Source organism: Variovorax sp. AC194 (assembly GCF_979257995.1).
The window spans coordinates 818,359-843,494 of sequence record NZ_OZ409823.1; the positions used below are offsets into that span (position 1 = coordinate 818,359).

The 25,136-nt window shown below is 69.3% G+C and carries 27 protein-coding genes; 9 read left to right on the forward strand and 18 right to left on the reverse strand.

Annotation, left to right across the window (positions count from 1 at the left end; all coding sequences use genetic code 11):
- The first annotated feature begins 71 nt into the window (after positions 1-71).
- The 3 genes from ACZYRS_RS03945 to ACZYRS_RS03955 are packed head-to-tail and all read left to right on the forward strand — an operon-like array spanning position 72 to position 5,403.
- A complete protein-coding gene (locus ACZYRS_RS03945) occupies positions 72-1,133 on the forward strand; it encodes a ligase-associated DNA damage response exonuclease (RefSeq protein ID WP_463418189.1) in 1,062 nt (353 codons plus the stop codon).
- Complete coding sequence (locus tag ACZYRS_RS03950) at positions 1,130-2,785, forward strand: ATP-dependent DNA ligase (protein WP_463418190.1); 1,656 nt, start codon at positions 1,130-1,132, stop codon at positions 2,783-2,785. Before ACZYRS_RS03945 ends, ACZYRS_RS03950 begins: the two co-directional genes overlap by 4 nt.
- Entirely contained in the window at positions 2,782-5,403 is a 2,622-nt protein-coding gene (locus tag ACZYRS_RS03955) for a ligase-associated DNA damage response DEXH box helicase (protein WP_463418191.1), read from the forward strand. The genes ACZYRS_RS03950 and ACZYRS_RS03955 overlap by 4 nt, the downstream gene beginning before the upstream one ends.
- A 14-nt stretch (positions 5,404-5,417) precedes the next feature.
- On the opposite strand, the gene trxC is transcribed toward ACZYRS_RS03955, so the two are convergent.
- Positions 5,418-5,864 carry a thioredoxin TrxC gene (gene trxC / locus ACZYRS_RS03960; RefSeq protein WP_198788358.1) on the reverse strand — a complete coding sequence of 149 codons (447 nt, stop codon included), beginning with the start codon at positions 5,862-5,864 and terminating at the stop codon, positions 5,418-5,420.
- Positions 5,865-5,941: 77 nt separating this feature from the next.
- Between trxC and pdeM the strand changes: the two genes are divergently transcribed.
- Entirely contained in the window at positions 5,942-6,625 is a 684-nt protein-coding gene (pdeM, locus tag ACZYRS_RS03965; protein ID WP_463418192.1) for a ligase-associated DNA damage response endonuclease PdeM, read from the forward strand.
- 12 nt (positions 6,626-6,637) lie between these two features.
- On the opposite strand, the gene ACZYRS_RS03970 is transcribed toward pdeM, so the two are convergent.
- The 3 genes from ACZYRS_RS03970 to ACZYRS_RS03980 form a co-directional block, all read right to left on the reverse strand.
- On the reverse strand, positions 6,638-7,174 hold the full coding sequence (locus ACZYRS_RS03970; RefSeq protein ID WP_463418193.1) for a TPM domain-containing protein: 537 nt from the start codon (positions 7,172-7,174) through the stop codon (positions 6,638-6,640).
- Between the two features lie 2 nt (positions 7,175-7,176).
- Positions 7,177-8,049 (reverse strand): TPM domain-containing protein, encoded by an 873-nt coding sequence (locus ACZYRS_RS03975; protein ID WP_463422448.1) that lies wholly within the window; start codon positions 8,047-8,049, stop codon positions 7,177-7,179.
- Between the two features lie 139 nt (positions 8,050-8,188).
- A complete protein-coding gene (locus ACZYRS_RS03980) occupies positions 8,189-8,788 on the reverse strand; it encodes a LemA family protein (protein WP_198788361.1) in 600 nt (199 codons plus the stop codon).
- A gap of 47 nt (positions 8,789-8,835) precedes the next feature.
- Here ACZYRS_RS03980 and ACZYRS_RS03985 point away from each other — a divergent pair, with 47 nt between their 5' ends.
- Positions 8,836-9,597, forward strand: a complete 762-nt coding sequence (locus ACZYRS_RS03985; RefSeq protein WP_463418194.1) for a hypothetical protein — start codon at positions 8,836-8,838, stop codon at positions 9,595-9,597.
- Positions 9,598-9,604: 7 nt separating this feature from the next.
- Here ACZYRS_RS03985 and ACZYRS_RS03990 read toward each other — a convergent pair whose 3' ends face one another.
- The 7 genes from ACZYRS_RS03990 to ACZYRS_RS04020 form a co-directional block, all read right to left on the reverse strand.
- Positions 9,605-10,279: a cysteine hydrolase family protein gene (locus ACZYRS_RS03990; protein WP_463418195.1), complete on the reverse strand. Its 675-nt coding sequence runs from the start codon at positions 10,277-10,279 to the stop codon at positions 9,605-9,607.
- Positions 10,276-11,208: an ABC transporter permease gene (locus tag ACZYRS_RS03995; protein ID WP_463418196.1), complete on the reverse strand. Its 933-nt coding sequence runs from the start codon at positions 11,206-11,208 to the stop codon at positions 10,276-10,278. The genes ACZYRS_RS03990 and ACZYRS_RS03995 overlap by 4 nt, the downstream gene beginning before the upstream one ends.
- Positions 11,205-12,371 carry an ABC transporter permease gene (locus ACZYRS_RS04000; RefSeq protein ID WP_463418197.1) on the reverse strand — a complete coding sequence of 389 codons (1,167 nt, stop codon included), beginning with the start codon at positions 12,369-12,371 and terminating at the stop codon, positions 11,205-11,207. The genes ACZYRS_RS03995 and ACZYRS_RS04000 overlap by 4 nt, the downstream gene beginning before the upstream one ends.
- Positions 12,364-13,896, reverse strand: coding sequence for an ABC transporter ATP-binding protein (locus tag ACZYRS_RS04005; RefSeq protein ID WP_463418198.1), 1,533 nt, complete (start codon positions 13,894-13,896; stop codon positions 12,364-12,366). The genes ACZYRS_RS04000 and ACZYRS_RS04005 overlap by 8 nt, the downstream gene beginning before the upstream one ends.
- Positions 13,897-13,921: 25 nt before the next feature.
- Complete coding sequence (locus ACZYRS_RS04010; RefSeq protein WP_198788367.1) at positions 13,922-15,022, reverse strand: BMP family ABC transporter substrate-binding protein; 1,101 nt, start codon at positions 15,020-15,022, stop codon at positions 13,922-13,924.
- A 65-nt stretch (positions 15,023-15,087) separates the two neighbouring features.
- Entirely contained in the window at positions 15,088-15,474 is a 387-nt protein-coding gene (locus ACZYRS_RS04015) for a VOC family protein (RefSeq protein WP_463418199.1), read from the reverse strand.
- A gap of 340 nt (positions 15,475-15,814) precedes the next feature.
- Positions 15,815-16,816, reverse strand: a complete 1,002-nt coding sequence (locus ACZYRS_RS04020) for an isopenicillin N synthase family dioxygenase (RefSeq protein WP_198788369.1) — start codon at positions 16,814-16,816, stop codon at positions 15,815-15,817.
- Between the two features lie 203 nt (positions 16,817-17,019).
- On the opposite strand from ACZYRS_RS04020, the gene rutR reads away from it, so the two are divergent.
- The gene (gene rutR / locus ACZYRS_RS04025; protein ID WP_463418200.1) at positions 17,020-17,736 is read left to right on the forward strand and encodes an HTH-type transcriptional regulator RutR; all 717 of its coding nucleotides are present in this window, start codon (positions 17,020-17,022) and stop codon (positions 17,734-17,736) included.
- 1 nt (position 17,737) lies between these two features.
- Here the strand turns inward: rutR and rutF are convergent, their stop codons facing one another.
- The 6 genes from rutF to rutA are packed head-to-tail and all read right to left on the reverse strand — an operon-like array spanning position 17,738 to position 22,068.
- Positions 17,738-18,283 (reverse strand): NADH-dependent FMN reductase RutF, encoded by a 546-nt coding sequence (rutF, locus tag ACZYRS_RS04030; protein ID WP_463418201.1) that lies wholly within the window; start codon positions 18,281-18,283, stop codon positions 17,738-17,740.
- A gap of 17 nt (positions 18,284-18,300) precedes the next feature.
- The gene (locus ACZYRS_RS04035) at positions 18,301-18,897 is read right to left on the reverse strand and encodes a malonic semialdehyde reductase (protein ID WP_463418202.1); all 597 of its coding nucleotides are present in this window, start codon (positions 18,895-18,897) and stop codon (positions 18,301-18,303) included.
- The gene (rutD, locus tag ACZYRS_RS04040) at positions 18,894-19,709 is read right to left on the reverse strand and encodes a pyrimidine utilization protein D (RefSeq protein WP_463418203.1); all 816 of its coding nucleotides are present in this window, start codon (positions 19,707-19,709) and stop codon (positions 18,894-18,896) included. The genes ACZYRS_RS04035 and rutD overlap by 4 nt, the downstream gene beginning before the upstream one ends.
- Before the next feature lie 5 nt (positions 19,710-19,714).
- Positions 19,715-20,107 (reverse strand): pyrimidine utilization protein C, encoded by a 393-nt coding sequence (rutC, locus tag ACZYRS_RS04045; RefSeq protein WP_463418204.1) that lies wholly within the window; start codon positions 20,105-20,107, stop codon positions 19,715-19,717.
- A 23-nt stretch (positions 20,108-20,130) separates the two neighbouring features.
- Entirely contained in the window at positions 20,131-20,940 is an 810-nt protein-coding gene (gene rutB / locus ACZYRS_RS04050) for a pyrimidine utilization protein B (RefSeq protein ID WP_463418205.1), read from the reverse strand.
- A 15-nt stretch (positions 20,941-20,955) separates the two neighbouring features.
- Positions 20,956-22,068, reverse strand: a complete 1,113-nt coding sequence (gene rutA / locus ACZYRS_RS04055; RefSeq protein ID WP_463418206.1) for a pyrimidine utilization protein A — start codon at positions 22,066-22,068, stop codon at positions 20,956-20,958.
- A gap of 216 nt (positions 22,069-22,284) precedes the next feature.
- On the opposite strand from rutA, the gene ACZYRS_RS04060 reads away from it, so the two are divergent.
- Genes ACZYRS_RS04060 through ACZYRS_RS04070 form a run of 3 tightly spaced genes read left to right on the forward strand, consistent with a single transcriptional unit; the run spans position 22,285 to position 24,366 of the window.
- Positions 22,285-22,737 carry a YybH family protein gene (locus ACZYRS_RS04060; protein WP_198788376.1) on the forward strand — a complete coding sequence of 151 codons (453 nt, stop codon included), beginning with the start codon at positions 22,285-22,287 and terminating at the stop codon, positions 22,735-22,737.
- Positions 22,738-22,775: 38 nt separating this feature from the next.
- Positions 22,776-23,798: a YheT family hydrolase gene (locus tag ACZYRS_RS04065; RefSeq protein ID WP_463422449.1), complete on the forward strand. Its 1,023-nt coding sequence runs from the start codon at positions 22,776-22,778 to the stop codon at positions 23,796-23,798.
- Positions 23,799-23,802: 4 nt separating this feature from the next.
- Entirely contained in the window at positions 23,803-24,366 is a 564-nt protein-coding gene (locus ACZYRS_RS04070; RefSeq protein WP_463418207.1) for a DUF2946 family protein, read from the forward strand.
- A gap of 67 nt (positions 24,367-24,433) precedes the next feature.
- Here the strand turns inward: ACZYRS_RS04070 and ACZYRS_RS04075 are convergent, their stop codons facing one another.
- On the reverse strand, positions 24,434-25,099 hold the full coding sequence (locus ACZYRS_RS04075; protein WP_463418208.1) for a c-type cytochrome: 666 nt from the start codon (positions 25,097-25,099) through the stop codon (positions 24,434-24,436).
- Positions 25,100-25,136: the final 37 nt, after the last annotated feature.

A 25,136-nucleotide genomic window follows, 5' to 3' on the forward strand; every position in this document is an offset into this window, starting at 1 on the left:
GGCAAGTAGGCGCCGGCCCACATCGCTTCGGGGCGCCCGTTCGGCGGCGCTGGCGACCGGCCGGGCCTACGATGGCGGCCATGCCCGACAAGGTGGATCTCGTCGTCGCCCGGCCCGAGGGCCTGTATTGCCCGCCCGGCGATTTCTACATCGACCCGTGGCGGCCGGTGGCGCGCGCGGTCATCACGCATGCGCATTCGGACCATGCCCGCATCGGGCATGCGCATTACCTCGCGCACACCGACAGCGCCGGTACGCTGCGCACCCGGCTCGGTGCCGATATCAACCTGCAGACGCTGCCTTACGGCGAAGCCATCGCGCACCACGGCGTGCGCCTCTCGCTGCATCCGGCCGGCCACGTACTGGGCTCGGCGCAGGTGCGGCTCGAACACGGCGGCCGCGTGTGGGTCGCCTCGGGCGACTACAAGACCGAGCCCGACGGCACCTGCACGCCGTTCGAGCCCGTGCCCTGCGACACCTTCATCACCGAGTCGACCTTCGGCCTGCCGATCTACCGCTGGCCGACACAGGCCGTGCTGTTCGCGGAGATCGATGCGTGGTGGCGCGCGAATGCCGAAGCCGGCCGCGCGTCGGTGCTGTTCTGCTATGCCTTCGGCAAGGCGCAGCGCATCCTGCATGGCGTGGATGCGTCGATCGGGCCCATCGTCGTGCACGGCGCGGTCGAGCCGCTCAACGCGGTGTACCGCGCGGCGGGCGTGGCGTTGCCGCAGACGCTGCGCGTCACCGATCCGGGCGTCGATGCGGCGCTGCTCAAGCGCTCCCTCGTGCTGGCGCCGCCCTCGGCGCAGGGCACGCCGTGGATGAAGCGCTTCGGCAACTACGCCGACGCCTTCGCAAGCGGCTGGATGCAACTGCGCGGCACGCGCCGCCGGCGCGGCGTGGACCGCGGCTTTGTCATGTCCGACCACGCCGACTGGCCTGGCCTGCAGCAGGCCATCGCGGGCACCGGTGCGGAGCGCGTGTTCGTCACGCACGGCAGCGTGCAGGTGATGGTGCGCTGGCTCACCGAGAACGGGCTGGATGCGCAGGGCTTCAAGACCGAGTACGGCGACGAGGACGACCAGGAAGCACCGGCCGCAGCGCCCACCGCCGGCGAGGAGCCAGCGAAGTGAAGGACTTCGCCGCGCTCTACCGCGAACTCGACGCCAGCACGTCGAACCTCGTGAAGCAGGCCGCGCTGCAGCGCTACTTGCGCGATGCCGACGCAGCCGATGCGGCATGGGCCGTCTACTTCCTGGCCGGCGGCAAGCCGCGCCAGCTCGTGCCCACCAAGTTGCTGCGCCTGCTCGCGCAGGAAGCCGCGGGCTTGCCCGAGTGGCTGTTCGACGAGAGCTACGACGCCGTCGGCGATCTCGCCGAGACCATCGCGCTCCTGCTGCCGCCGCCAAGCGAGGCGCACGACCTCGGGCTCGCGGCCTGGGTCGAGGACCATCTGCTGCCGCTGCGCGAAGCCGCCAGGACCGCGCCGGAAGAACTGGCCGACCGCCTGCGCGCCCAGTGGCGGCAGCTCGCGGCCGAGGAACGGCTCGTGTACTTCAAGCTCATCACCGGCGCGTTTCGCGTCGGTGTGTCGAAGCTGCAGGTCACGCAGGCGCTCGCTGCCGTGGGCGGCATCGATGCCAAGCGCGTCGCGCAGCGGCTCATGGGCTACACGCACATCGGCGCACGGCCGCGGGCGGGCGACTACGCCACGCTGATTGCGCCGGAGTCCGATTCGGAGCAGGTGCAGAAGACCAGCGGCCAGCCGTACCCGTTCTTCCTCGCGCACCCGTTCAACATTCCGCTCGCGCAGTTCGATGCGGTGCTGGGCCCGCCGGCCGGCTGGATCGTCGAATGGAAGTGGGACGGCATTCGCGCGCAGCTCGTCAAGCGCGCGGGCGTGGTGTGGCTATGGTCGCGCGGCGAAGAGCTGGTGACCGATCGCTTCCCCGAGCTCGCGGTGCTCGGCGAGGCGCTGCCCGATGGCACGGTGCTCGATGGCGAGATCGCCGTGTGGCGTGAAGACAGGGTGCAGCCCTTCGCTGAACTGCAGAAGCGCATCGGCCGCAAGACGCTCGGCGCGAAGCTGCTGCGCGACATCCCCGTGGTGCTGCTGGCCTACGACCTGCTCGAATGGGAGGGGCGCGACCTGCGCGCGGAGCCGCAGTCGGCGCGCCGCGTGCTGCTCGACGAACTCGTCATACGCATGCAGCATCCGTCGCTGTTGCCGAGCCCGATGCTCACCGGCCTCGACTGGAGCGACCTCGCCCGCCAGCGCGAAGCTGCACGCACCATGGGCGTCGAAGGAATGATGCTCAAGCGCCGCGACGCACAGTACGGCGTGGGGCGCACGAAGGACGTGGGCGTGTGGTGGAAGTGGAAGATCGACCCGCTCAGCATCGACGCCGTGCTCATCTATGCGCAGCGCGGGCACGGGCGCCGCGCGAGCCTCTTCAGCGACTACACCTTCGCGGTGTGGGACGGTCCGCCCGAGCAAGAAGACCGCAAGCTCGTGCCGTTCGCCAAGGCCTACTCGGGGCTCACCGATGCGGAGATGGCGCGCGTGGACGCGATCATCCGAAAGACCACGGTCGAGAGCTTCGGCCCGGTCAAGAGCGTCAAGCCCACGCTGGTGTTCGAGCTCGGCTTCGAGGGCATCGCGCGCAGCACGCGGCACAAGAGCGGCATCGCGGTGCGCTTTCCGCGCATGCTGCGCTGGCGCGAGGACAAGCCGGTGGCGGAAGCCGACACGCTGCAGACGCTGGCCGCGTTGCTGCCGTCATGAACAAGACCGTCAAGGCCGCGCTCGATGCGTGGTTCGCCTCGCGTGGATGGAAGCCATTCAAGTTCCAGCGCGACGTGTGGAAGGCCATTGCCGAAGGCAAGTCCGGCATGCTGCACGCGACCACCGGCGCGGGCAAGACCTACGCGGTGTGGCTCGGCGCGCTGCAGGTGTTCTCGCAGGCGCGCAAGGAAACCGCGCGCCCTTCGGCCCCGCCGCTCACCGTGCTCTGGCTCACGCCGATGCGCGCACTCGCGGCCGACACGTTGCGCGCGTTGAAGCAACCGCTCGAAGCGCTCGGCGCCGAGGTGCATCCGTGGAGTGCCGGCGCGCGCAGCGGCGACACCTCGTCGGCAGAGCGCAGCGCGCAGAACGAGCGGCTGCCGACCGTGCTCGTCACCACGCCCGAAAGCCTCTCGCTGTTGCTCGCGCGCGCCGATGCGAGCCAGGTGCTGGGCCGCGTGAAGATGGTGGTGGTCGACGAGTGGCATGAGCTCCTGGGCAACAAGCGCGGCGTGCAGGTGCAGCTCGCGCTCGCGCGGCTCAGGCGATGGAACGCGGGCCTCGCGATCTGGGGCATGTCGGCCACGCTCGGCAATCTGCAGGAGGCGATGCATTCGCTGCTCGGCCATCAAGACGGCGTGCTCGTGCAGGGCCAGGTGCCCAAGAAACTCGTCATCGATTCGCTGCTGCCCGGCCGCGCCGAGCGCTTTCCGTGGGGCGGGCACCTGGGCCTCACGATGCTGCCGCAGGTGATCGAGGAGATCGCCGCGAGCAGCACGACGCTGGTCTTCACCAACACGCGCTCGCAGGCGGAGATCTGGTATCAGGCGATGCTCGAGGCCAAGCCCGAGTGGGCCGGCACCATCGCGCTGCACCACGGCTCGCTCGACCGCGCGGTGCGCGAATGGGTCGAGCTGGGCCTCAAAAGCGGCGAGCTCAAGGCGGTGGTGTGCACCTCCAGCCTGGACCTGGGCGTCGATTTCCTGCCGGTGGAGCGCGTGCTGCAGATCGGTTCGCCCAAGGGCGTCGCGCGGCTCTTGCAGCGCGCGGGCCGCTCGGGCCATGCGCCGGGGCGGCCGTCGCGCATCACGCTCGTGCCCACGCACAGCATCGAGATGGTGGAGGGCGCCGCGGCGCGCACGGCGATTGCAGAGGGGCACATCGAGGCGCGCCATTCGCCCGACCAGCCGCTGGACGTGCTGGTGCAGCACCTGGTGACGGTGGCGCTCGGCGGCGGCTTCGTGCCCGACGATCTCTATGAGGAAGTGCGCGGCACGGCCGCCTACGAAACGCTCTCGCGCGAAAGCTGGCAGTGGTGCCTGGACTTCGTCTCGCAGGGCGGCCCGTCGCTCGCCGCGTACCCCGACTACAAGCGCGTGGTGCCCGATGCAGAAGGCGTATGGCGCGTGCCCGATGCGCGGCTCGCGCGGCGCCACCGCATGAACATCGGCACCATCGTGAGCGACGCGAGCATGGCGGTGCAGTACCTGGGCGGCGCGAAGATCGGCAGCGTCGAAGAGGGTTTCGTCGCGCGCATGAAGCCGGGCGATTGCTTCCTGTTCGGCGGCCGGCTGCTGGAGCTTGTGCGCATCCACGACATGACGGCCTGGGTGCGGCGCGCGAGCGGCAAGCGCGCCGCGGTGCCGCGCTGGAACGGCGGGCGCATGCCGCTGTCGAACACGCTGGCCGATGCGGTGGTGCAGCAGCTCGCGCGGGCGGGCGAGGCGCACTACGACTCGCCCGAGCTGCAGTGCGTGCGGCCGCTGCTCGAAATCCAGCAGCGGTGGTCCGCGCTCCCGACGCCGCAGACGCTGCTGGCCGAGACGCTGAAGACGCGCGAGGGCTCGCACCTCTTCCTCTATCCGTTCGCCGGCCGGCATGTGCACCTGGGCCTTGCGAGCCTGTTGGCCTGGCGCGTGGCGCAGCATGAGGCGCGGACCTTCTCGATCGCGGTCAACGACTACGGCTTCGAGTTGCTGAGTGCGACTGAGGTCGACTGGCCCATGCTGTTGCCGCCGGTGCTGCGCCTGCCGGAAGGCGAGGGCAAGGGCGAGGGTGACAAGGATGCGCACACGGCGCTGCTGCACGAGGTGCTGGCCTCGCTCAATGCGGGCGAACTCGCGCAGCGGCGCTTTCGCGAGATCGCGCGCGTCTCGGGGCTGATCTTCCAGGGCTATCCGGGCGAGAAGCGCAGCAGCCGGCAGCTGCAGGCGTCGTCTTCGTTGTTCTGGGAGGTGTTTCGCAAGTACGACCCGGCCAACAAGCTGCTGCTGCAGGCAGAGAAGGAACTGCTCTCGCAGGAGCTGGAGATCGGGCGCCTGCGCGCGAGCCTCGAACGCATGGCCACGCAGCAACTCGTGCTCAAGCAGCTCGAGCGGCCGACGCCGTTTTCGTTTCCGCTGATGGTCGAGCTGTTCCGAGAGAAGCTCTCGAACGAGAACGTGGCCGACCGCATCGCGCGCATGGTCGAGCAGCTGGAGAAGGCCGCGGGCGGCGTGGTCACGGCCGGCGGCGTGGAGCGTGTGAAGAACACGCTGGCGTTCGGGCAGGAGGGGCCGGGCAAGGCGCCCAAGCCGCGGCGCGAGCGGCGGCCGTCAAGACCGCTGCCGCCGTTGTAGCGGTCCCAAAGGGCTCAGCCGCCGTGCGCCTTCACCCATCGCACGATGTCCGCCGCGCCCATCGCGCCGGCCTGCCGTGCCACCTCGCGGCCGCCGCGAAAGAGGGCGAGCGTCGGGATGCTGCGGATGTTGAAGCGCGCCCCGAGCGCGGGCACGGCTTCGGTATCGACCTTGGCCAGGCGCACATGGGGTTCGAGCTGGGCCGCGGCCTGTTCGTAGCCGGGCGCCATCTGGCGGCAGGGGCCGCACCACGGCGCCCAGAAGTCGACCAGCACGGGAATCTCGTTGCGCGCGATGTGGCGGTCGAAGGTCTTTTCGTCGGGCAGCGCGGTCGAATGGCCGGCGAACAGGGCCTTGTGGCAGCTACCGCAATCGGGCGCGCTGCCCAACTGCTCCGCGCGCACGCGGTTGGTCGTGTGGCAGTGCGGGCAGACGATGAGCTTCGGGGGCGATTCGGTCATACGGAAGAACTGGGGCTCGCGCGGTTGAATTGCAAGGTGGCGGCCGGGCCGCACGTCTTTTGCGACACTCGTTGGCCGTGACTTCCCCGCACCTTACCGCGTCCGCGCTCGCTGTCCAATGGGCCGGCGAACTGCTGCACCTGGTCCCCGAGCGCGCGCTCTGGTGGCCCGGCGGGCGCGTGCTGTTCATCGCCGACCTGCACATCGGCAAGGCCGCGACCTACCGCGCGCTGGGCCAGCCGGTGCCGGGCGGCACCACGCAGGAGAACCTCGCGCGGCTCGACGCGCTGATCGCCGCGCACGCGCCGCGGCACATCGTCTTTCTCGGCGATTTCCTGCACGCGGCACAGGCCCGCACGCCGCAGGTGCTGGCCGCGCTCGAAGCCTGGCGCGCGACGCGCTCGGGCATCGCCATGACGCTGGTGCGCGGCAACCACGACAGCCGCGCGGGCGATCCGCCGGCGGCGCTGGGCATCGAGGTGGTCGATGAGCCCTTCCTGCTCGGCCCGTTCGCCTGCTGCCACCATCCGCAATCGCATGCCACGCACTTCGTGCTCGCAGGGCATCTGCATCCCGCGTGCAGGCTCTACGGACCGGGGCGCGACAGCGTGCGGCTGCCCTGTTTCGTGAGCGATGCGCGGCAGGCCGTGCTGCCGGCCTTCGGCGAGTTCACGGGCGGGTGGTTGATGGAGACGGCGCCCGAGAGGCGCTTCTATGCGGTAGGCGGCCAGACGGTGTGGGCGCTGCCGCCATCGGACTGAGCGAGACGGCGCTCAGAGCACCACAGGTTCGTCCGGCAATTCGTTCGTATCGGCCTCGTCCTCAGCCAACGGAAAGTGCGCCACCAGCAGCGCCGACATTTCTTCCAGCGCCTGCGTGAGCCCATCCTCGAAGCGGCCTTCGCGAAACGCCGCGCCCATGCGCTGCGCCATCGCGGTCCACTCGGCATCGTCCACGCGCGAATCGATGCCGCGGTCGGCCACGATCTCGATCGCGCGCTCGGCCAGCAGCAGGTAGACCAGCACGCCGTTGTTGTGCTCGGTGTCCCACACGCGCAGCTTGCCGAACAGCGTGACGGCGCGTTCCCTGGCCGGCGCATGACGCCACAGGTACGACATCGGCAGGCCCGCCTCGACGCAGATGCGGATCTCGCCGCTGTGGCGCCGCTCGCTCGCGGCCACGCGGGCTGCCAGGCGCTGCATCGCGTCGGCCGGCAGCACGCGGCGCACCGCGGCCTCGTCGGTCCAACGGTGGCGCCAGATGCGGCCCAGCTTCGAGAAGAGCGTTGGTTCTGCAGTTGCCGTTGCCATGTTCACCAGTCTCCCGAAGCGCCGCCGCCGCCGAAATTGCCACCGCCGCCGGAACTGAAGCCGCCGCCGCCACCTCCCCCGCCGCCGCCGCTCCATCCACCGCCCCCGCCGCTGCTCCAGCCACCACCGCCTCCGCCGCCGCGGCCCCCGCCGAATCCGGCAAGGCCCGAGAACAGCGAGACCATGAGCGCGATCAGCCCGGCGATCACCGCGATGACCGTGCTCGTCGTGAGAAAGAACGCCACCGCGCCGATGCCCCCGCCCATGACGACCGAGCCCAGCGTCTTGCCCAGGATGGCGCGCACGATCGGCGCGCCGACGAAGACGCCCACGAACAGGAAGATCGCGAGGTTCTCCCAGTCGAAATCGCCGCTCGAATTGCTTCCGCCGCTGTTGCGCGAGGGCTCCGGCAGCGGCTCGCCATCGACCAGGCCGATGAGCCGGTCCACCGCCGCATTCAGCCCGCCCGCGAAGTCGTTGTTGCGAAAGCGCGGCTTCATCTCCTCGTCGATGATGCGCACCGCCGCGAGGTCGGGCACCGCGCCTTCGAGCGCCTTGGCCGTGGCGATGCGCATCTTGCGATCGTCCTTGGCGACGATCACCAGGAGGCCGTCGCCCACGTCCTTGCGGCCGATCTTCCAGGCGTCGCCCACGCGCTGCGCGTAGCTGGCGATGTCCTCGGGCTGGGTGGTCGGCACCATCAGCACCACGATCTGCGAGCCCTTGCGCTGCTCGAAGGCCGCGAGCTTGGTCTCCAGGCCCGAGCGCTGCGCGGCGTCGAGCGTGCCGGTCTGGTCAATGACGCGCGCGGTGAGCGTGGGCACGGGCAGCAGGCCCTGCGCGAAGGCGCCGGATATGCCCAGGACCATCAGCATGACGGCGACCCACAGCGGCCTCGCCAGGAGCGTGACCCATTCCAGGAACACCGCGGAACGGGCTTTGCCCGGCCGCAGGTGTTGCCCCCGGCGAGGGGGGAGTCGAAGTGACACGAAGTGCACGAAGACTGGGGGAGTGCTACTTCTTGGGGGCGCTGAAATCGACCGTCGGCGGCGTGGAGATCTGCGCTTCGTTCTGCACCGAGAAGTTGGGCTTGGGCGCGTAGCTGAAGATCTTGGCCGTGATGTTGGTGGGGAAGCTGCGCGCGAGCACGTTGTACTCCTGCACGCTCTCGATGTAGCGGTTGCGCGCCACGGTGATGCGGTTCTCGGTGCCTTCCAGCGTCACGCGCAGGTCGCGGAACGCCTGGTTGGCCTTGAGCTCGGGGTAGCGCTCGGACACCACCATCAGCCGCGACAGCGCCGAGGAAAGCTCGCCCTGCGCCTGCTGGAACTTGTTGAAGGCCTCCGGGTTGTTCAGCGTCTCGGGCGTCACCTGGATCGAGGTGGCCTTGGCGCGCGCCTCGATCACCTTGGTGAGCGTGTCCTGCTCGAAGCTGGCCTCGCCCTTGACGGTGGCCACGATGTTGGGCACGAGGTCGGCGCGCCGCTGGTACTGGTTGAGCACCTCGCTCCAGGCCGATTTGCTGGCCTCGTCCAGGGACTGGAACTGGTTGTAGCCGCATCCGCTCAGGGACAGGACCGCCGCGAGAATCAGGAACCAGCGCTTCATCATCATTTGCATTACCTCCGCGAGAAGAAGCGGAAGTTAGCATAGGTGCCTCCATGCCCCGCGATTCCATAGACCCTCTCCAGGCGCTGCAGGCCGCGAACCGTGCGGTAGTGCCTGCGTCGGCGTCGACCACCGGCACGTTGCTGATCGCGGGCGCAACGGGCGCACTGGGGCAGGAGCTGCTGCGGCGGCTGGCGGGCAGCCACCGGTACGCCCATGCGCGCGTGCTGTCGCGCGAACCGATCCGCGACGGATTGCGCGGCGTCGAAACTTATCTGAGCCCCGATCTGCCGATCTCGCAATGGCCGCTGACGTCGGCCGACACCGCGGTCATAGCCTTCGATCCGCCGCGGCTGTACCACGACCGCGAGCGCGCGCTGTGGGTGCCGCAGCCCGAAGACCTGCCCGCGCTCTCGCGCTGGCTGCGCGCCTCTGGCGTGCGGACCCTGGCCATCGTGCAGCCGCACGACCAGGGAAAGCTGCCCGAGGCGCTCAAGCGGGGCCTGGCGAGCCTCAACGAGCAGGCAGTGGTGGCCAACGGCTTCGACCGCGTGATCCTCGTGCGCTCGGCGCGCAAGCCCCTGAACGCGAAGTTCGCCAATCCCGCCGAGCGGCTCGCGGCGTGGATGCTGTCGATCGTGCGCTTCATGGTGCCCAGCAGCGAGCAGCCAGTGCGCGCTTCGAAGGTGGCCGAGCTGGTCGATGTGGCGCTGCGCATCGCGCCGCCGGGCGTGCATGTGGCCGCGCCGGAGCTGGTGTGGGAGGCCTCGCAGGGCCAGCAGATGCGGGCCGTGGCCGAGCGCTGGCTGGGTTAGCCGCCCTTCATCCGCGCCACTGGCGCAGCAGTTCCGAAGAGTCGACCACCAGGCCCAGGTGCAGCGACACCATCGCAAGCGCCGCGCTCTCCAGGTGCGGGTCGGTCCCGCGCACCAGGTCGCGCAGCACGATCACGCGGTAGTTGTGGTTGTTGGCATCGAAGGCGGTGTTCAGCACGCAGCAATCGGTGAAGCCGCCGTTGAGCACGACCGTCTCGATGCGCTGGTTGCGCAGCAGGAAGTCCAGGTCGGTCGGATAGAAGGCCGAGAGCCGCCGCTTGGTGTCCACCCGCATGTCGCCGGCCTCGACGCGCGTGACCCATTCGGTCCAGCGCGAGCCCTCGATGGCGTGGGCGTCGGCATTCGGAATGTCGCCCACATGCAGCGGAAACGTGCGCCGCCATGCGGCCGGAATGCCGTGGATGTCGTCTTCGCCGCCCGGCCGCAGCACCGACTTGATGTGCACGATGCGCACGCCCAGCACGCGCACGTCGTCGTGAAAACTGTCGATGGGCGCCACCACGTCGCGCGCCCGCGGCGCGGGGCAGGGGCACTCGGGGCTGTCGTCCAGGTGGCCGCGGTGCATGTCGATGGAGACGACCGCGGTGGTCGCGGGATTGAGGTAGTCGGCGAACCGCGCCGCGTCGAGTTCGCGCTCTTCGTCGTAGACCCAGGCCTTCATCGGCGTTCTTCCCTCACGTAGGGTTGGCCCAGCGCACCGGGCTCGTCGTCGCCGCTGCGCTTTCCGAGCGCGACCCAGATCATCACGCCCAGCGTGACGGCATACGGCGTCATCATCACGAAGTACTGCGGCAGCTGCACGCCGGCCGCCGCCAGTTGCGGGATCAGCGCCTCGATGCAGCCGAACAGCAGCGCGCCGATGAGCGCCTTCCACGGCGACCAGCGCGCGAAGATCACCAGGCCCACCGCGATCCAGCCGCGTCCGCCGGTCATGCCCGCGATCCACAGCTTGGTGCTGACCACCGAGATGTACGCACCCGCCAGCCCCACCAGCGCCGAGCCCGCGAGCACCGCGGCGAAGCGCCATGCGGCCACGCGGATGCCGGCGGCGTCGGCCGCCTGCGGGTTCTCGCCCACCGCGCGCAGGCGCAGGCCCGTGGCAGTGCGCGCGAAGAACCAGGCCACCGCGCCGAAGATCGGCAGCGTGAGCCACACCATCGGGTTCTGCTCGAACAGCCGCCCGACCCCGGGCAGGAGCGACAGCGGCCAGAGCGCCATCGCGCCGATGCCCTCGGTCGCATGGTTGGTCCATTCGGCCAGCGAGCCGACCAGCGCCGTGAGGCCCTGGCAGAAGAACACCAGCGCGAGGCCGGCGATGACCTGGTTCACGCGCAGCCAGATCACCATCACCGCGAACAGCACCGAGACCAGGCTCGCGGCGAGCATCGCGAGCACCAGCGACACGGCCGGCTGGCCCAGGGTCAGTTGCGCGCCGATGCCGGCCAGCGCGCCGACCAGCATCAACCCCTCGGCGCCCAGCGAGAGCACGCCGGCGCGCTCGCTGATGATGAGGCCGAGCGCGGCCAGCGCGTAGGGCACCGCGAAGTCCGGTGTGCTCGCGAGCCAGTTCAGGACGATGCCGCCGCTCATGCCGCAGCCCCCGCACCGTCGGCGCCGATGCGGCGAATCCGGTGGCGAATGAAGAAGTCGCTCGATGCCACGCACACCACGATCACCGCCTGGATCAGCTGCACCATCGAGAACGGCACCTGGTAGAACACCTGCAGGCTGCGGCCGGTGACGAACAGCGCCGCCACCAGCAGCGCCACCACCGTGGCGGCCAGCGGGTTGTTGCGCGCAAGGAAGGCGATCAGGATGCCCGAGAAGCCATAGCCCTGGTAGAAGGCCTGCGTGAGCCGCCCTTCCTGCCCCGAGGCCACCGCGAAACCCGCGAGCCCGGCCATCGCGCCCGAGAGCAGCACGGCGCCGTAGATGGTGCGGCGCACCGGCACACCGGCCGCATGCGCCACGCGCGGGCTCGCATCGACGAAGCGCAGGTAAAGACCCGCGCGGCTCACGCCCACCAGCCACCATGCGGCGAGCGCGACGATGCCCGCGAGCAGGATCGCGCTGCCCACGCCCGCGCCCAGCTCGGGCAGCCGCTCGAAGACGCGGAACTGCGGCGAGTAGGGGAAGTTGTCCTTCGGGTCCTTCCAGCTGCCGTACACCAGGTGCAGCAGGAAGTTGGCGGCCATGTAGTTGAGCATCAGCGTCGAGATGATCTCGTTCACGCCCAGCTTCAGCTTGAGCCACGCGGGGCCCAGCACCCACAGCAGCCCGCAGCCGACGGCGGCAGCGAACATCAGCGGCAGGCGCAGGTTCTCGGGGCCGATCTGCCACATCGAGACGGCGGTGGCACCGATGGCGCCCCAGATCATCTGGCCCTCGAGCCCGAGGTTCCAGAAGCGCGCGCGAAAGGCCATCGAGCCCGCCAGGCCGACAAGGATCATCGGTGCGGCCTGGAACAGCACGGCGCGAAAGTTCTGCCCGTCCAGGAAGGTCTGCACCACGAACTCGTTGGCCAGTTCGCCGGCCGGCACGCCCGCGGCCACCAGGATCGCGGCGGAAATCGCCAGGCCGACGAGCAACGCGATCGCCAGGATGAGCGCCTGCCAGCGCCAGGCCATGTGCTGGCGGATCTCCAGCGCGTAGCGGCGGCTGGCAAAGGGTTGGTGCGGGCGCGGGGGCGCGGTCGTTTTCATGTCGGTCTTCGGCGGATGCGCCATCGCAGCAGCGAGCGATGCGTCAGCCATGGTCCACCATCGCCTGTCCGATGGCCTGCCGGTCGGCCGGCTGGGCGAACTCGCCGGCAATGCGGCCGCGCGTCATCACGCCCACGCGGTCGGCCAGCTGCAGCACCTCGTCCAGGTCTTCGCTGATCAGCAGCACCGCGGCACCGCCGTCGCGCGCGGCACGAAGGCGCGCATGCACCTCGGCGCTGGCGCGCACGTCCAGTCCGCGGCTCGGGCTGTGCGCGAGCACCAGCGTGGGCGACTTGCCGAATTCGCGCGCCAGCACCAGCTTCTGCGCATTGCCGCCGGAGAGCAGCGCGGCCTTCTGGGCCACCGAGCGCACGCCCTGCACGTCGAAGGCGCGCACGGCCTCCTGCGTGTCGCTCTGGATGCGCTGGCGCCGCAGGTGCCAGACCGGACCGTAGCGCCCGCTGTGCACGCGGCCGATGGCGTAGTTCTCTGCGACCGACAAACTGCCCGCGAGCGCGAGGCCGTAGCGGTCGGCGGGGATGGCGGCGATGCCGACGTTGCGGCGCGCGGGCGCGCTCATCGCCTTCAGGTCGCCGTGGCCTTCGAGATGGATCTCGCCTTCGAGGCTGCCGCCGGCATCGGGCAAGCCCATGATGGCGCCCGCCAGTTCGCCCTGGCCGTTGCCGCCCACACCGGCCAGGCCGTAGATCTCGCCCGCATGCAATTGAAGATCGACGCCGTCGAGCACGCGGCGGCCCTGCGGGGAGGCCGGCGAGCGCAGGCCTCGCACCGACAGCCGCACCGCGCCACGCGGCGACGCCGCGGCCCGGAAGCCTTGCGTTGCGATGGATTCGCCCACCGTGAGCTTCACGAGCTCGGCCACCGACGTCGTGCCCGGCGCCAGCGTCGCGACCGTGCGGCCGCCGCGCATCACCGTCACGCGGTCGGCGTAGGTCTTCACGTCGGCCATCTTGTGCGTGACCAGCACCACGGCACAGCCGCCGCGCGCGAGCCCCTGCACCGTCTGCAGGAGGCGCGCGGCCTCCTGGTCGGTGAGCACGGCCGTGGGCTCGTCCAGGATGAGGATGCGCGCGCCCGCGAGCAGCACCTTGAGAATTTCCACGCGCTGCTGCTCGGCAATCGAGAGGGCATCGATGCGCCTGGAAGGATCGATGTCGAAGCCCAGCTCGGACGCCTTGTTGCGGATGTCGCGCGAGATCTCGCGCAGCCGCTCCCCATGGCTTTGAAACCCGTCAGGCGGCGGCGCGGTGAGCAGGATGTTCTGCGCCACCGTGAACGGCCGCACCAGCTTGAAGTGCTGGTGGACCATGCCGATGCGGTGCCTGGCCGCATCGCGCGGGCCGGCAAAGCGCACCGCGTTGTCATCGACCAGCAACTGCCCCGCCTCGGGCGCATAGAGCCCGGCCGCGATGTTCATCAGCGACGACTTGCCCGCGCCGTTCTCGCCGAGCAGCGCATGCACCTCGCCCCAGCGCGCGGCGAAGTGGGCGTCGGTGAGGGCCGCAAAACCGTCGAAGGTCTTGCGGATGCCGATGAGTTCCAGCGCGTTGGGCATGCCTGTGTCTCTGTGCTCGCCTGGCCTACTTCTGCGTCACCACGCCCTTGACGAACCAGTCCATCTTCCAGAGGTCTGCATCCGACAGCACCGCGCCCTTGGCCACGCGCTCCTTGCCGTCGCGGTCGGCGAGCGGGCCCGCATAGATCTGCTTGCCCTTGAGGATCGCTTCACGTTCCGCGGTGATCGCCGCGGCCTTGTCCTTGGGCACGGCGGGGCCGAAGCCCGCGATGTCGGTGCCGCCGTCCTTCATCTCGATGAAGGCGCCGTAGGGCGCCGGCTTCCAGCCGCCGGCCATCACCTTCTTGAGCTCCGGCACGAGGAAGCGGTCCCACACCCACACCGACGAGCACAGCGTGGCCTTCGGCGCGAACTGGCGCAGGTCGCGGTGGTGGCCGGTGCCGTACACGCCGCGCTCCTGCGCGACGATCTGCGGCGTGGGGCTGTCCACGTGCTGGCCGATCACGTCGGCGCCCTGGTCGATGAGTGCCGCTGCGGCGGCGCGCTCCTTGATGGGGTCGTTCCACGCGCCGGTGTAGATCACGTTGACCGTGGCGTTCGGGTTCATCTTCTGCGCGCCGAGCGCGAAGGCGTTGATGGTCCAGTTCACCACGCCGAAGGGGTTGGCCGCGACGAAGCCGAGCTTGCCGGTCTTAGATGCCGCGCCCGCAGCCATGCCGCACAGGTACTGGCTCTCGTAGGTGCGTCCGTAGAACGATTCGAGGTTGCTGGCGTTGGTGGTGCCCGAGCCGTTGAGGAAGGCCACGTCGGGGTACTTGGCGGCCAGGTCCTTGAAGCTGTCGGAGTAGCCGAAGGCGGTGCCGATCACGATGTTGGCGCCGCGCTGGATGAACTTCTCGGCCGCGGGCTTGATGGCCGAGGCGTCCTCGGGCACGTTCTCCACGAACTGGATCTTCTGTCCGATCTCTTTCTCGATCTTCACGCGCGCCTCGTCGAAGGCCTGCGTCCAGCCGCCGTCGTTCTTCGGGCCGAAGTAGAGCATCGCGATCTTCGGCTTGTCCTTGAGCGTGAAACCATCGGCGGCCACGGCCGGCAGGCAGAACGCGCCGCCGGCTGCGAGCGTCAATGCGAGGCCCAAGAGGCCGGGAGTGGGTGTGCGCAGCATGGAGCGACCTTTCGTGGGAAGCAGGGAACGTGACGGGAGAAAAAATGAAAGCGAGATGCCGCGCGTCACATCATGAAGTTGATGCGGAACACATTGCCCTCGGGATCGAGCAGCACCGACTGGTACCAGTTGTAGTAAGTGACGTAGGGCGGCTTGATGAGCGTGGCGCCGGCCTCGAGCGCGACGGGCACCATGCGGTCGACGTCGGCCTGGCTGTCGACGTCGATGTTCAGCAGGAACTTCACGCCGCGCGTGTCGGAGAACTCGGACAGGTGCAGCAGTTCGTAGGCATCGAGCGCGTTGAAGCCCAGGCTCGACTTGCCGGTGTCCAAGCCGCGAAAGATCGGCGAGCGGATCGCCTCGATTTCCGCAAAGCCGAACACGCGCTGGTAGAAGCCGCTGAGCGCGACCACGTCTTTCGCGAAGACATTGACGTAAGAGAGATGGGCCATGTCGGGGGTCTGTTGCTCGTTGCTGCTGTTACGGAGGCGCCGCCATCCAGGGCGTGTGCGCAGGGCGCCGGGTGCTCCCCGCAGCGAATGTCCTCCGGCCTGCGGCCTCCCCCTTGATTTCGCTGCGGGGAGCACCCGACGCCCTGCGCACCTGGACGCGCTGGCGGTGAATTGCGGCGCACAACTGCTGCTTGCGACGATCGCGCCGATGGGGTGCCTTGCGCAGCGAAATCAAGGGGGAGCCCGAAGGGCGGAGGACATTCGCGGAGCAAGGTGCCCCGCCGGCGTGATCGCACCCCGAACGAGGCCCAGTGCGGCAAACAACAAAGCAAGACATCGTTCAGGCCGTCGCCTTGGTCCCGCCGAAGGTCGTCTGCTTGACGAACTTGGAGGTGAGGTGGTCGCCCGAGGAAATGGGCGCGTACTTCGGCGTCTCGCCCGGCGCCAGGCAACTGGGCAGGCACTCGACCATCGCGTCGTAGTTCGGCTGGTGAAAGAACACCAGCGACTGGCGGCGGTTGGTGCCCGCCACCTCGAAGGGCGGGTTGACCACGCGGTGCAGCGTGGACACCCACAGGTCGTTGGTCCACTGCATCATCAGGTCGGCGATGTTGACGACCATGCCGCCCTCGACCTGCGGCACGTCGACCCACTGGCCCGCCTTGTTGAAGACCTGCAGGCCCTTGTCGTCGGGCAGCACGATGGTGAGGCTGCCGTAGTCGCTGTGCGCGCCCGCGCGCAGCTGGCCCGGCAGCGGCGCCTCGCGCTGCGGCGGATAACTGAGCACGCGGAACATGCTGATGTGCGCGTCGATCTTGTCGTCGAAGAACGTCTCGGGCAGTTCCAGGCCGAGCGCGAAGATGCGCATCAGCGAGCGCGAGAGGTCGCTCATCGCCTCGAAGTAGCCTTCGTAGGCCTCGCGGAATCCGTCGATGGGCGGCCAGCTGTTGGGCTCGAAGTGCGGGCCCGCGGCGGGGCCGTGGTGGTAGTCGTCGTCGGGCACGTTCGAGGGGCCGATGGAGAACGATTCCTTCAGGTCGCCGGGCGCCGCTTCTTCCAGGCTGTACGACAGGCCCTCCTCGCCGACCGCGCTGTAGCCGCGCACCGCGTCTTCGCGCGGCCGGTCGACCTTGCGCTTTTCCGCCAGAGGCATGTTGAAGAACTCGCGCGAGAGCGAGGAGACGCGCGACACCAGCTCGGGCGCAATGCCGTGGTTGGTGATGACCAGGAAGCCGATGCTGCGGCAGGCCTCGTCGACTTGCCTGGCGACCTGCGCCTTGCCTTCGGCCGTGCCGGCGAAGTAGGGCGCCAGATCGATGATGGGTACGGACAGCAGGGTCATGGGCGGTTCCTCGTGCTTGGCATGCCTTTCGCCATGCAACGTCTGTGCCAGTTGGACCAAATGGACAAACCATGTTTGTCGCGTCAGCATGGTGCGTGCTGCGGGGGCCGGGCGGCCGCCGTGGCGCAACGCGATGCACCGCGGCCTTACAGTGGTGCGCCGTTCAGAGAACCTGCAATCCGTCAAATGAAGAGCGAGGGAAGATGCCCAAGACAAAGGCGCCGAAGGTGCTGACCACCGTCAGCACGACCGACAAGACCCCGCCGCGCAAGCGCGCGAAACCCGCGGTGCGCAGCGCCTCCGCCGTGAACCGGCGCCTGCGCCAGATCGAGGACAAGCGCAGCGCGATCCTCGGCGCGGCGCTCGGGCTGTTCTCGCGCTTCGGGCTGCACGGCACCTCGATCGACCAGGTGGCCGCGCGCGCCGATGTGTCCAAGAGCAACCTGCTCTATTACTTCGCGAACAAGGAGGAGCTGTACGTCAACGTGCTGCGCGACCTGCTCGCGGTGTGGCTCGAACCGCTGCGCGGCTTCAGCGCCGAGCAGGACCCGAGCCAGGCCATCGGCGACTACATCCGCCGCAAGCTCGTGATCTCGCGCGACCGGCCCGATGCGTCGCGCTTGTTCTGTCTGGAGATGATCCAGGGCGCGCCGCTGCTGCGCGATGAACTCGACCGCGAATTGCGCACGCTGGTGGAGCGCAAATCGGAGGTGATCCGCGCCTGGGTCGATGCCGGCAAGCTCGCGCCGGTCGATCCGCACCACCTGATCTTCGCGCTGTGGGCCATCACGCAGCACTACGCGGATTTCGGCGTGCAGGTGCAGGCGCTGTCGGGGCACACGCTGGACGATGCGGCGTTCTTCGAGCAGACGGTGCAGAGCGTGCAGCGCATCGTGCTGCAGGGCATCACGGTGCGATGACTCAATGCGGCGGCGCCGCGATCTCGTGGTAGCGGCGATCGAAGTAGATGAGGCTTTGCGCGGCGCCGCCGATGGCGATGGCCACCGCTTCGCAGAACAGCACGTCGTGCGTGCCGGCACGGGTCGCGCTGACCACACGGCAGTCGAAGGAAGCGGCTGCGTCCTGGAGCACCGGCGAGCCCGTCGTCTTGCGGCTCCAGCGGCCGGCCGCGAAGCGCTCGTCCATCGGCGTCTTGCCGCCGAAGAGGCCCGAGAGCGCCTGGTGGCCCGCCGCCAGCACGTTCACGCAGAGCACGCCGTTGGCGGTGAACGCGGGGTACACCGAGGCCGAGCGGTTCAGGCACACCAGCAGCATCGGCGGCTCGTCGGTCACGCTGCACACGGCCGACGCGGTGAAGCCGGCGCGGCCTGCGGGACCGTCGGTCGTGATGATGTTCACCGCCGCGCCCAGGCGCGCCATCGCGTTGCGGTAGTCGGCCTTGGGGAGCGCGGGCAGCGCGGTCGGAAGGCCGCCCGGCGGAACATGGGACCCGATGGTGTTCAGCATGGAGTGCTCCGCTGGCTTCAGGCCAGGAGGCAGGCTTCGTCGAAGGGCAGGCGCGGCAGGCGGCCGAACACCTTCGACACGTCGCCGTGGCCGAGGTTGATGAGAAAGTTGGTGGTCCAGTCGGTGCCGTCGAAAAAAGCCGCATCGACCTTCGCCTTGTCGAAGCCGGACATCGGTCCCGCATCGAGCCCCACCGCGCGCGCGGCGAGCAGCAGGTAGCCGGCCTGCAGGCTGGCGTTGCGGAACGCCGTTTCGTGCGCCGCCTCGGGGCTGCCGGTGAACCAGCTGCGCGCATCGCCGTGCGGGAACAGCGTGGGGAGCTTGTCGTAGAACTTGCGGTCCCACGCGGCGATCACGGTGACCGGCGCCGACAGGGTCTTGTCGAGGTTGCCCTTGGAGAGCGCGGGCGCGAGGCGCTGCTTGCCCTCGGGCGTGCGCACGAAGACAAAGCGCGCGGGCGAGCAGTTGGCCGAGGTCGGGCCGAGGCTGGCGAGCGCGTAGATCTGCTGCAGCTGCGCATCGGACACGGGTGCATCGGTCCATCCGTTGTGGCTGCGCGCGCCGGTGAAGAGAAGCGACAGCGCGGCGTCGTCGAGGGTCTGTGGGGTGGTCATGCGGGTACTGCGGAAATTGCGGGTGCGGCGACCCGGGCGAGGAAGTCGAGCAGGCTGCGGTTGAAGGCGGCCGCCTCGGTCACGCTGTGCGCGTGGCCGCCGTGCGGCATGAAGTCCAGCGTCACGTCGCCCAGGCCGTCGGCCAGGCGCTGCGAGCAGGTCCAGGGCACGAGCACGTCGTCCCTGGCGGCGGCGATGAGCGTGGGCGCCGCGACCTCGGCAAGGCGCGCATCGACGTCGAAGGCGCGCAGCGCGGCGATGCGCGCGCGCATGTTGGCTTCGCCCGGAAAGTGCGCGAAGGCGTGATCGACTTCATCGGCCACGCGCTGCGCATGCTCGGCACACCAGGCGGCGGGGTACAGGAAGATCGGTTGCGCTTCCACATAGGCGCGCGCACCGAGCGCGCCCAGGAGCGCAAGCCGCGCATCGAAGCAGCGCGCCGAATGCGGGTTCGGCTTCGACCATGCGTTGACGAGCACGAGGCTTGCCACGCGCTCGGGTGCATCGAGCACGAGCTGCAGGCCGACGAGGCCGCCGAGCGCATGGCCCGCGAAGTGGCATTGCGCGGTGCCGGTGGCATCGAGGATCTCCAGCACGTCCTGCGCCATGTCGGCGATGGCGTAGTCGCCGGGCAGCGCGCCCGGGCTGCGGCCCGTGCCGCGCTGGTCGTACACGATGACGCGGTGGCCCGCCGCGACCAGCGCGCCGAGCTGCGGCTGCCAGAAGCTGGCCGAGCCGCCGAGGCCGGAAGACAGCAGCACCGTCGCCGCCGCGTCCGACGGCCCGTGCACTTCGTGGTGCAGCGCGCTCATGGCGTTCAGGCTTTCGTGCCGATGTGCGCGATCGAGGCGATCTCGATGAGCGCATCGGGCTTCACGAGGCCGCACTGGATGCAGTAGCGCGCGGGCTTGGTGCCCGGAAAGAACTCGGCGTACACCGCATTGATCTTCGCGTAGTCGGCCCAGTCCTTGAGCATGATCTGGTTGAAGGTCACGTCGTCCATCGTGCCGCCCGCGGCCTCGACGACGCCCTGGATGGTGGTGAGCACATGGCGCGCCTGCGCGCTCGCGTCGCCCACGTGCACCACGTTGTTGTCCTTGTCGAAGGGCAGCGTGCCCGAGACGTAGAGCACGCCGTCGGCGAGCGCGCCGGGAACATAGGGGGCCAGGGGCACGCCGGTGCCGGGCGGGATGATGGCTTGCTTGGGCATGTCGAAAACTCCTTGGAAGTGAATCAGGCAACGGCCGATTCGGCCGATTCGGCCGATTCGGCCGTTGCGGGTTGGGCGGCGCCGTGCGGCGCGAAGGTGCTGCAGAACTGCTCGACGGTGGAGACCCATCCGAAGAAGGTCTCCACGTTGTAGACGGAGGCCTTCTGGATGGCCGCGCCGCCGAGCTCGTGCGTCGCGTCTTCCAGCATCACCGCGAAGTACTCCAGGTGGAACGCGTCGCGCAACGTCGACTCGACGCACACGTTGGTGGCGATGCCGGTGAACACGAGGTGGCGAATGCCGCGCGCGCGCAGGGTGCTGTCCAGCGTGCTGTTGAAGAAGCCGCTGTAGCGCGTCTTGGGCACGACGATGTCGCCGTCCTGCGGCTTCATCTCGGTGATGAGCTCGTAGTCCCAGCCGCCCTTGGCGAGGAACTTGCCCTGCAGCTCGGGCCTGGCGCGCATGGTCTTGAGCGCGTTCGACTTGTGCCAGTTGGGCGAGCCGGGGCCGCCGGCTTCGACGTACGCCGCGTCCCAGCCGTTCTGCAGGAACACGACCAGCATGCCGGCCGCGCGCGCGGCGGCGATGGTGCGTGCGATGTTGGCGATGGTGCTCTGCGCGCCGGAGATGTCGAAGCCGGCCGAGTCGACATAGCCGCCGAGCGAGGCGTAGGCGTTCTGCATGTCGACGACGACGAGCGCCGAGTCGCTGGCGTGCAGCGCGAGGGGCTCGGGGCGCGCGGGCAGCACGCGCGGCGCGGGCGAACCGGGCAGGCGCGGCGCGCCGACGGGCGTGGTCGAGGTGAGGGTGGCGTTGCGTGCGGGCGTGGTCATGCGCGTCTCCGTTTTTCAGGCCGCGAGGCGCTCGGGCTCGACCTGCGAAGGCACGGGGCTCTGCACGTGCGCGCGGCTCTTCATCAGCGGCTGGATGCGTTCGCCGAAGGCCTCGACACCTTCGACGAAGTCGTCGAAGGTCAGCAGCACGCCTTCGGTGCCGGGCACTTCGGCCACTTCGTCGAGCAGGCGCGCGACGGTCTCGTAGGAGCCGACCAGCGTGCCCATGTTGATGTTCACCGCCGAGGTCGGGTCGGCCATCTGGCGCACGTTGGTGTCGGCGCCCGACTTGGTGTCGGCCGCGCCCTGCTGCCCGAGCCAGGCGATGGCCTCGTGGTCGGCGCCGGCCTTGTAGTGCTCCCACCTGGCGCGCGCGGCTTCGTCGGTTTCGCCGGCGATCACCATCATCAGCACGTAGGTGGTGACGTGGCGGCCGGTCTTGCGGGCGGCCTCGATGAGCTTTTCGGCCGCGGGCGCGAAGGCCGTGGGCGTGTTCACGCCCTTGCCGAAGCAGAAGTTGTAGTCGGCGTACTTGGCGGAGAAGTCCATGCCCGCGTCGCTCTGCCCGGCGCAGATCACCTTCATGTCGGCCTGCGGCCGCGGGCTCAGGCGGCAGTCGTCCATCTGGAAGTGCTCGCCCTTGAAGTCGCTCTTGCCGGTGCCCCAGAGATCGCGCAGCACCTGGATGTATTCGGAGAGGTATTGGTAGCGCGTGCCGAAGAACTGGTCGCCGGGCCACATGCCCATCTGCGAATACTCGGGCCGCTGCCAGCCGGTGACCAGGTTCAGGCCGAAGCGGCCGCCGGAGATGGAGTCGATGGTCGAGGCCATGCGCGCGACGATGGCCGGCGGCATCACCAGCGAGGCGGCGGTGGCGAAGAGCTTGATCTTCGTCGTGACGGCGGCGAGCCCGGCCATGAGCGTGAAGGACTCCAGGTTGTGGTCCCAGAACTCGGTCTTGCCGCCGAAGCCGCGCAGCTTGATCATCGACAGCGCGAAGTCGACGCCGTAGTGCTCGGCCTTCAGCGTGATCTCCTTGTTGAGCGCGAAACTGGGCTTGTACTGCGGTGCGTTTTCGGAAAGCAGCCAGCCGTTGTTGCCGATGGGAATGAAGATGCCGACGTTCATGGAGGGCTCCTGTTGCGGGGTTGAGGAGCCCTATGCATGGCGCGTGCCAGTCGAAGAAGTCTTTTAAAATCAACGGCTTACGGTTTTTTGGTGTTTGTGTTCCGACCATTTGGTCCAAAGTGGAGCAGGCGAACCGAAAGAATTGCGGCGGCGCGGTGCGGGCCGGACCAAAGCGGTGCAGCGTCCGCGTCACGAACGGCACGGCAAAATCACGCCATGCCCAAGACCCCACACCGCGCCGCCGCGGCCATCGGCGGCACCGCCGACGATGTCGAGGCGGCTTTCTACGAAGCGCTGCAGCGCGGCGACATCGACGCGCTGATGGCCTGCTGGGCCGACGAGGACGAGGTGTTCTGCGTGCACCCCGGCGGCCCGCGGCTGGTGGGCAACGTGGCGATCCGCGCGGCCTTCGAGCAGATGTTCGGCAACGGCGCGATCCACGCCATGCCCGCGCGGGTGCGCAAGATCGAGTCGCTCGCGAGCGCCGTGCACAACGTGCTCGAGCGCATCGAGGTGCTCACCGCCGAAGGCCCGCGCCACGCCTTCGTGCTGGCCACCAACGTCTATCACAAGACCGCGCAGGGCTGGCGCATGGTGGCGCACCATGCGAGCCCGGGCAGCGCGCGAGAGCCCGACGACGCGAACGATCCGCCCCAGACCCTGCATTGATGTCTTCCGCCGATTCTTCTTCCTCTCTTCGATCGTCGATGGGCTACGTGGCGCCGCGCTGGCTGCCCGGCGGCAACCTGCAGACCATCTGGGCCGCGCTCCATGCGCGCCGCTTCGACGGCGCCGCGCCCGTGTACCGCCGCGAGCGCTGGAATGCACCCGACGGAGACTTCATCGACGTCGACTTCATCGATGCGCCGCTGCCGGGTCCGCGGCCGCTGCTGGTGCTGTTCCATGGGCTCGAAGGCTCGTCGCGCAGTCACTACGCGGAAGCCTTCGCGGCATTCGCAGCCGAGCAGGGGATGGCCTTCGCGGTGCCGCACTTCCGGGGCTGCAGCGGCGAACTGAACCTCGCGCCGCGCGCGTACCACTCGGGTGATTACGAAGAGATCGGCTGGATCCTGCGGCGCATGCACGAGCAGCATCGCCTGGCCGGTGGCGGCCCGGTGCTGGCCGCGGGCGTCTCGCTCGGCGGCAACGCGCTCTTGCGCTGGGCCTGCGAGGCGGGCGACACGGCGCGCGAATCGGTCGCCGCCGTGGCCTCGGTCTGCGCGCCGCTCGACCTGGCCGCGGGCGGCGAGGCGATCGGCCGCGGCTTCAACAGGCTGGTCTACACGCGCATGTTCCTCGCGACCATGAAGCCCAAGGCGATGGCCAAGCTGGGGCAGTTCCCGGGCCTCTTCGACCGCGACCGGCTGCTGGCCGCGCGCGACCTCTACACCTTCGACGACGTGTTCACCGCGCCGCTGCACGGCTTTCGCAACGCCGACGACTACTGGGCGCGCGGTTCGTCCAAGCCGCACCTGGGCCAGATCCGCGTGCCCACGCTGGTGGTGAACGCGCTCAACGATCCGTTCATTCCGGCCCGGAGCCTTCCGGGGCCGGGCGAGGTCGGGCGGCACGTCACGCTGTGGCAGCCGGCGCACGGCGGGCATGTGGGCTTTCCACTGGGGCTGCCGCCGGGTCATGTGCGCGGGATGCCGGAGCGCGTGGGCCACTGGCTGCAGTTGCACGGCGGCGTTTTGGCTGACGCTTTCGCGCCGCAACCGGCAGGAGAATGAATCGATGGACGACATCGTCAAACAGGCGCTCGCCAAATGGCCCAACGTGCCGCACTGCTACGGCTGGCTGGGGCTCGACGCGCGCGGCAACTGGTACATGCGCGACGACCGCACGCAGGCCGAGGGCCCGTTCCTGCAGGCCAAGGGCTCGATGCTGCGGCACGACAAGCTGATCGACTTCATCCACCGCAACTACGAGCACGACGACGAAGGGCAGTGGTTTTTCCAGAACGGGCCGCAACGCGTGTATGTGGAGCTGGAGGCCGCGCCGATGGTCTGGCGCGTGGCGGAGGAGGGCGGCGGCAAATTCACCGTCACGGCCCATACCGGCCAGGCGGTCGACGTCTCGGCCTGCCTGCTCGATGAGGCCGGGCGGCTCTATCTGGTCGCGCCGATCGGGCTCGGACTGGTGCACACGCAAGACGTGGGCATCGCGGCCGAGGCGATCGAACAGGGACTGTGGACGCCCGAGGCGGTGCAGGCCGGCGATTTGCCGCAGCGCTTCGGCCACGTCATGAGCCCGGCGGAACGCCATGCGGGCGCAGCCGAGGCGCTATCGAAACAGTAGTCCAGGGCGCCGATCGCCCACAAAAAAGCCGGCATCGAGCCGGCTTTTTCTTTGGGGCGAAGCGAGATTACTTGGCCGGGGCGGCAGCCGTCGAAGCTGCGGCAGCAGGGGCCGATGCAGCAGCAGGGGCCGATGCGGCAGCGGCAGGTGCAGCACCCGAAGCGCCTTCTGCGGGCGCTGCGGCCGCCGGGCGGTCGGGCACCGGGAACTTGGCGCCGCCGGCGTTGGCCATGTAGACCACCGCGCGGCCGATTTCGAGGTCTTCGAAGTCGCCGCCGCCCTGGGGAGGCATCGCGCCCTTGCCCTTGAGCGCATGTTCCAGCAGCGTGGCGTAGCCTTGGCCGATGCGGGGCCCCCAGGCTGCGGCGTCGCTGTAGTGCGGAGCGCCGGGAATGCCCGGTGCGCCGTGGCAGGCGATGCACTGGGCCTTGAACACGGCCTCGCCGGCGGTGAGCGGGCGGTTGGCGTCGCGGATCTCGATGGCGCCGACCTTCTTGAGGCGGTCGGCCACTTCCTTGTCGCGCGAGTCCTTCGAGACCCCGTAGAGCGCCATGTTGTCGCCCTCCGCGGTGCCGGCGGGCTTGGTGCCCGAGACCACGTAGGCAACGAGTCCCACGATGATCAGGATCGGTGCAATGAAGGAGAAAAATACCGCGAGCAGCAGTTGCTTCGGGTTCTTGATGGGGCCGGTATGGGCTTCTTCTGTGGCCTGGTAGTGCGGGTCTGCGCTCATGGCGTCCTCAATAACGGGGGCTCGTCGGGGGGCTTTT

What these genes read in the sequence shown, in the direction of transcription:
- ACZYRS_RS03990 (WP_463418195.1), bottom strand. Translation starts at nt 10,279, where the DNA reads ATGAAGGCCTGGGTCTACGACGAAGAGCGCGAACTCGACGCGGCGCGG.
- trxC (WP_198788358.1), bottom strand. Translation starts at nt 5,864, where the DNA reads ATGACCGAATCGCCCCCGAAGCTCATCGTCTGCCCGCACTGCCACACG.
- ACZYRS_RS03980 (WP_198788361.1), bottom strand. Translation starts at nt 8,788, where the DNA reads ATGATGATGAAGCGCTGGTTCCTGATTCTCGCGGCGGTCCTGTCCCTG.
- ACZYRS_RS04065 (WP_463422449.1), top strand. Translation starts at nt 22,776, where the DNA reads ATGGGCTACGTGGCGCCGCGCTGGCTGCCCGGCGGCAACCTGCAGACC.
- ACZYRS_RS03985 (WP_463418194.1), top strand. Translation starts at nt 8,836, where the DNA reads ATGCCCCGCGATTCCATAGACCCTCTCCAGGCGCTGCAGGCCGCGAAC.
- rutF (WP_463418201.1), bottom strand. Translation starts at nt 18,283, where the DNA reads ATGCTGAACACCATCGGGTCCCATGTTCCGCCGGGCGGCCTTCCGACC.
- ACZYRS_RS03995 (WP_463418196.1), bottom strand. Translation starts at nt 11,208, where the DNA reads ATGAGCGGCGGCATCGTCCTGAACTGGCTCGCGAGCACACCGGACTTC.
- ACZYRS_RS03945 (WP_463418189.1), top strand. Translation starts at nt 72, where the DNA reads ATGGCGGCCATGCCCGACAAGGTGGATCTCGTCGTCGCCCGGCCCGAG.
- ACZYRS_RS04015 (WP_463418199.1), bottom strand. Translation starts at nt 15,474, where the DNA reads ATGGCCCATCTCTCTTACGTCAATGTCTTCGCGAAAGACGTGGTCGCG.
- ACZYRS_RS04070 (WP_463418207.1), top strand. Translation starts at nt 23,803, where the DNA reads ATGGACGACATCGTCAAACAGGCGCTCGCCAAATGGCCCAACGTGCCG.
- rutR (WP_463418200.1), top strand. Translation starts at nt 17,020, where the DNA reads ATGCCCAAGACAAAGGCGCCGAAGGTGCTGACCACCGTCAGCACGACC.
- ACZYRS_RS03970 (WP_463418193.1), bottom strand. Translation starts at nt 7,174, where the DNA reads ATGGCAACGGCAACTGCAGAACCAACGCTCTTCTCGAAGCTGGGCCGC.
- ACZYRS_RS04010 (WP_198788367.1), bottom strand. Translation starts at nt 15,022, where the DNA reads ATGCTGCGCACACCCACTCCCGGCCTCTTGGGCCTCGCATTGACGCTC.
- ACZYRS_RS04005 (WP_463418198.1), bottom strand. Translation starts at nt 13,896, where the DNA reads ATGCCCAACGCGCTGGAACTCATCGGCATCCGCAAGACCTTCGACGGT.
- rutB (WP_463418205.1), bottom strand. Translation starts at nt 20,940, where the DNA reads ATGACCACGCCCGCACGCAACGCCACCCTCACCTCGACCACGCCCGTC.
- ACZYRS_RS03955 (WP_463418191.1), top strand. Translation starts at nt 2,782, where the DNA reads ATGAACAAGACCGTCAAGGCCGCGCTCGATGCGTGGTTCGCCTCGCGT.
- ACZYRS_RS04060 (WP_198788376.1), top strand. Translation starts at nt 22,285, where the DNA reads ATGCCCAAGACCCCACACCGCGCCGCCGCGGCCATCGGCGGCACCGCC.
- rutC (WP_463418204.1), bottom strand. Translation starts at nt 20,107, where the DNA reads ATGCCCAAGCAAGCCATCATCCCGCCCGGCACCGGCGTGCCCCTGGCC.
- ACZYRS_RS04020 (WP_198788369.1), bottom strand. Translation starts at nt 16,816, where the DNA reads ATGACCCTGCTGTCCGTACCCATCATCGATCTGGCGCCCTACTTCGCC.
- rutA (WP_463418206.1), bottom strand. Translation starts at nt 22,068, where the DNA reads ATGAACGTCGGCATCTTCATTCCCATCGGCAACAACGGCTGGCTGCTT.
- ACZYRS_RS04035 (WP_463418202.1), bottom strand. Translation starts at nt 18,897, where the DNA reads ATGACCACCCCACAGACCCTCGACGACGCCGCGCTGTCGCTTCTCTTC.
- ACZYRS_RS04000 (WP_463418197.1), bottom strand. Translation starts at nt 12,371, where the DNA reads ATGGCTGACGCATCGCTCGCTGCTGCGATGGCGCATCCGCCGAAGACC.
- rutD (WP_463418203.1), bottom strand. Translation starts at nt 19,709, where the DNA reads ATGAGCGCGCTGCACCACGAAGTGCACGGGCCGTCGGACGCGGCGGCG.
- ACZYRS_RS04075 (WP_463418208.1), bottom strand. Translation starts at nt 25,099, where the DNA reads ATGAGCGCAGACCCGCACTACCAGGCCACAGAAGAAGCCCATACCGGC.
- ACZYRS_RS03975 (WP_463422448.1), bottom strand. Translation starts at nt 8,049, where the DNA reads ATGCTGATGGTCCTGGGCATATCCGGCGCCTTCGCGCAGGGCCTGCTG.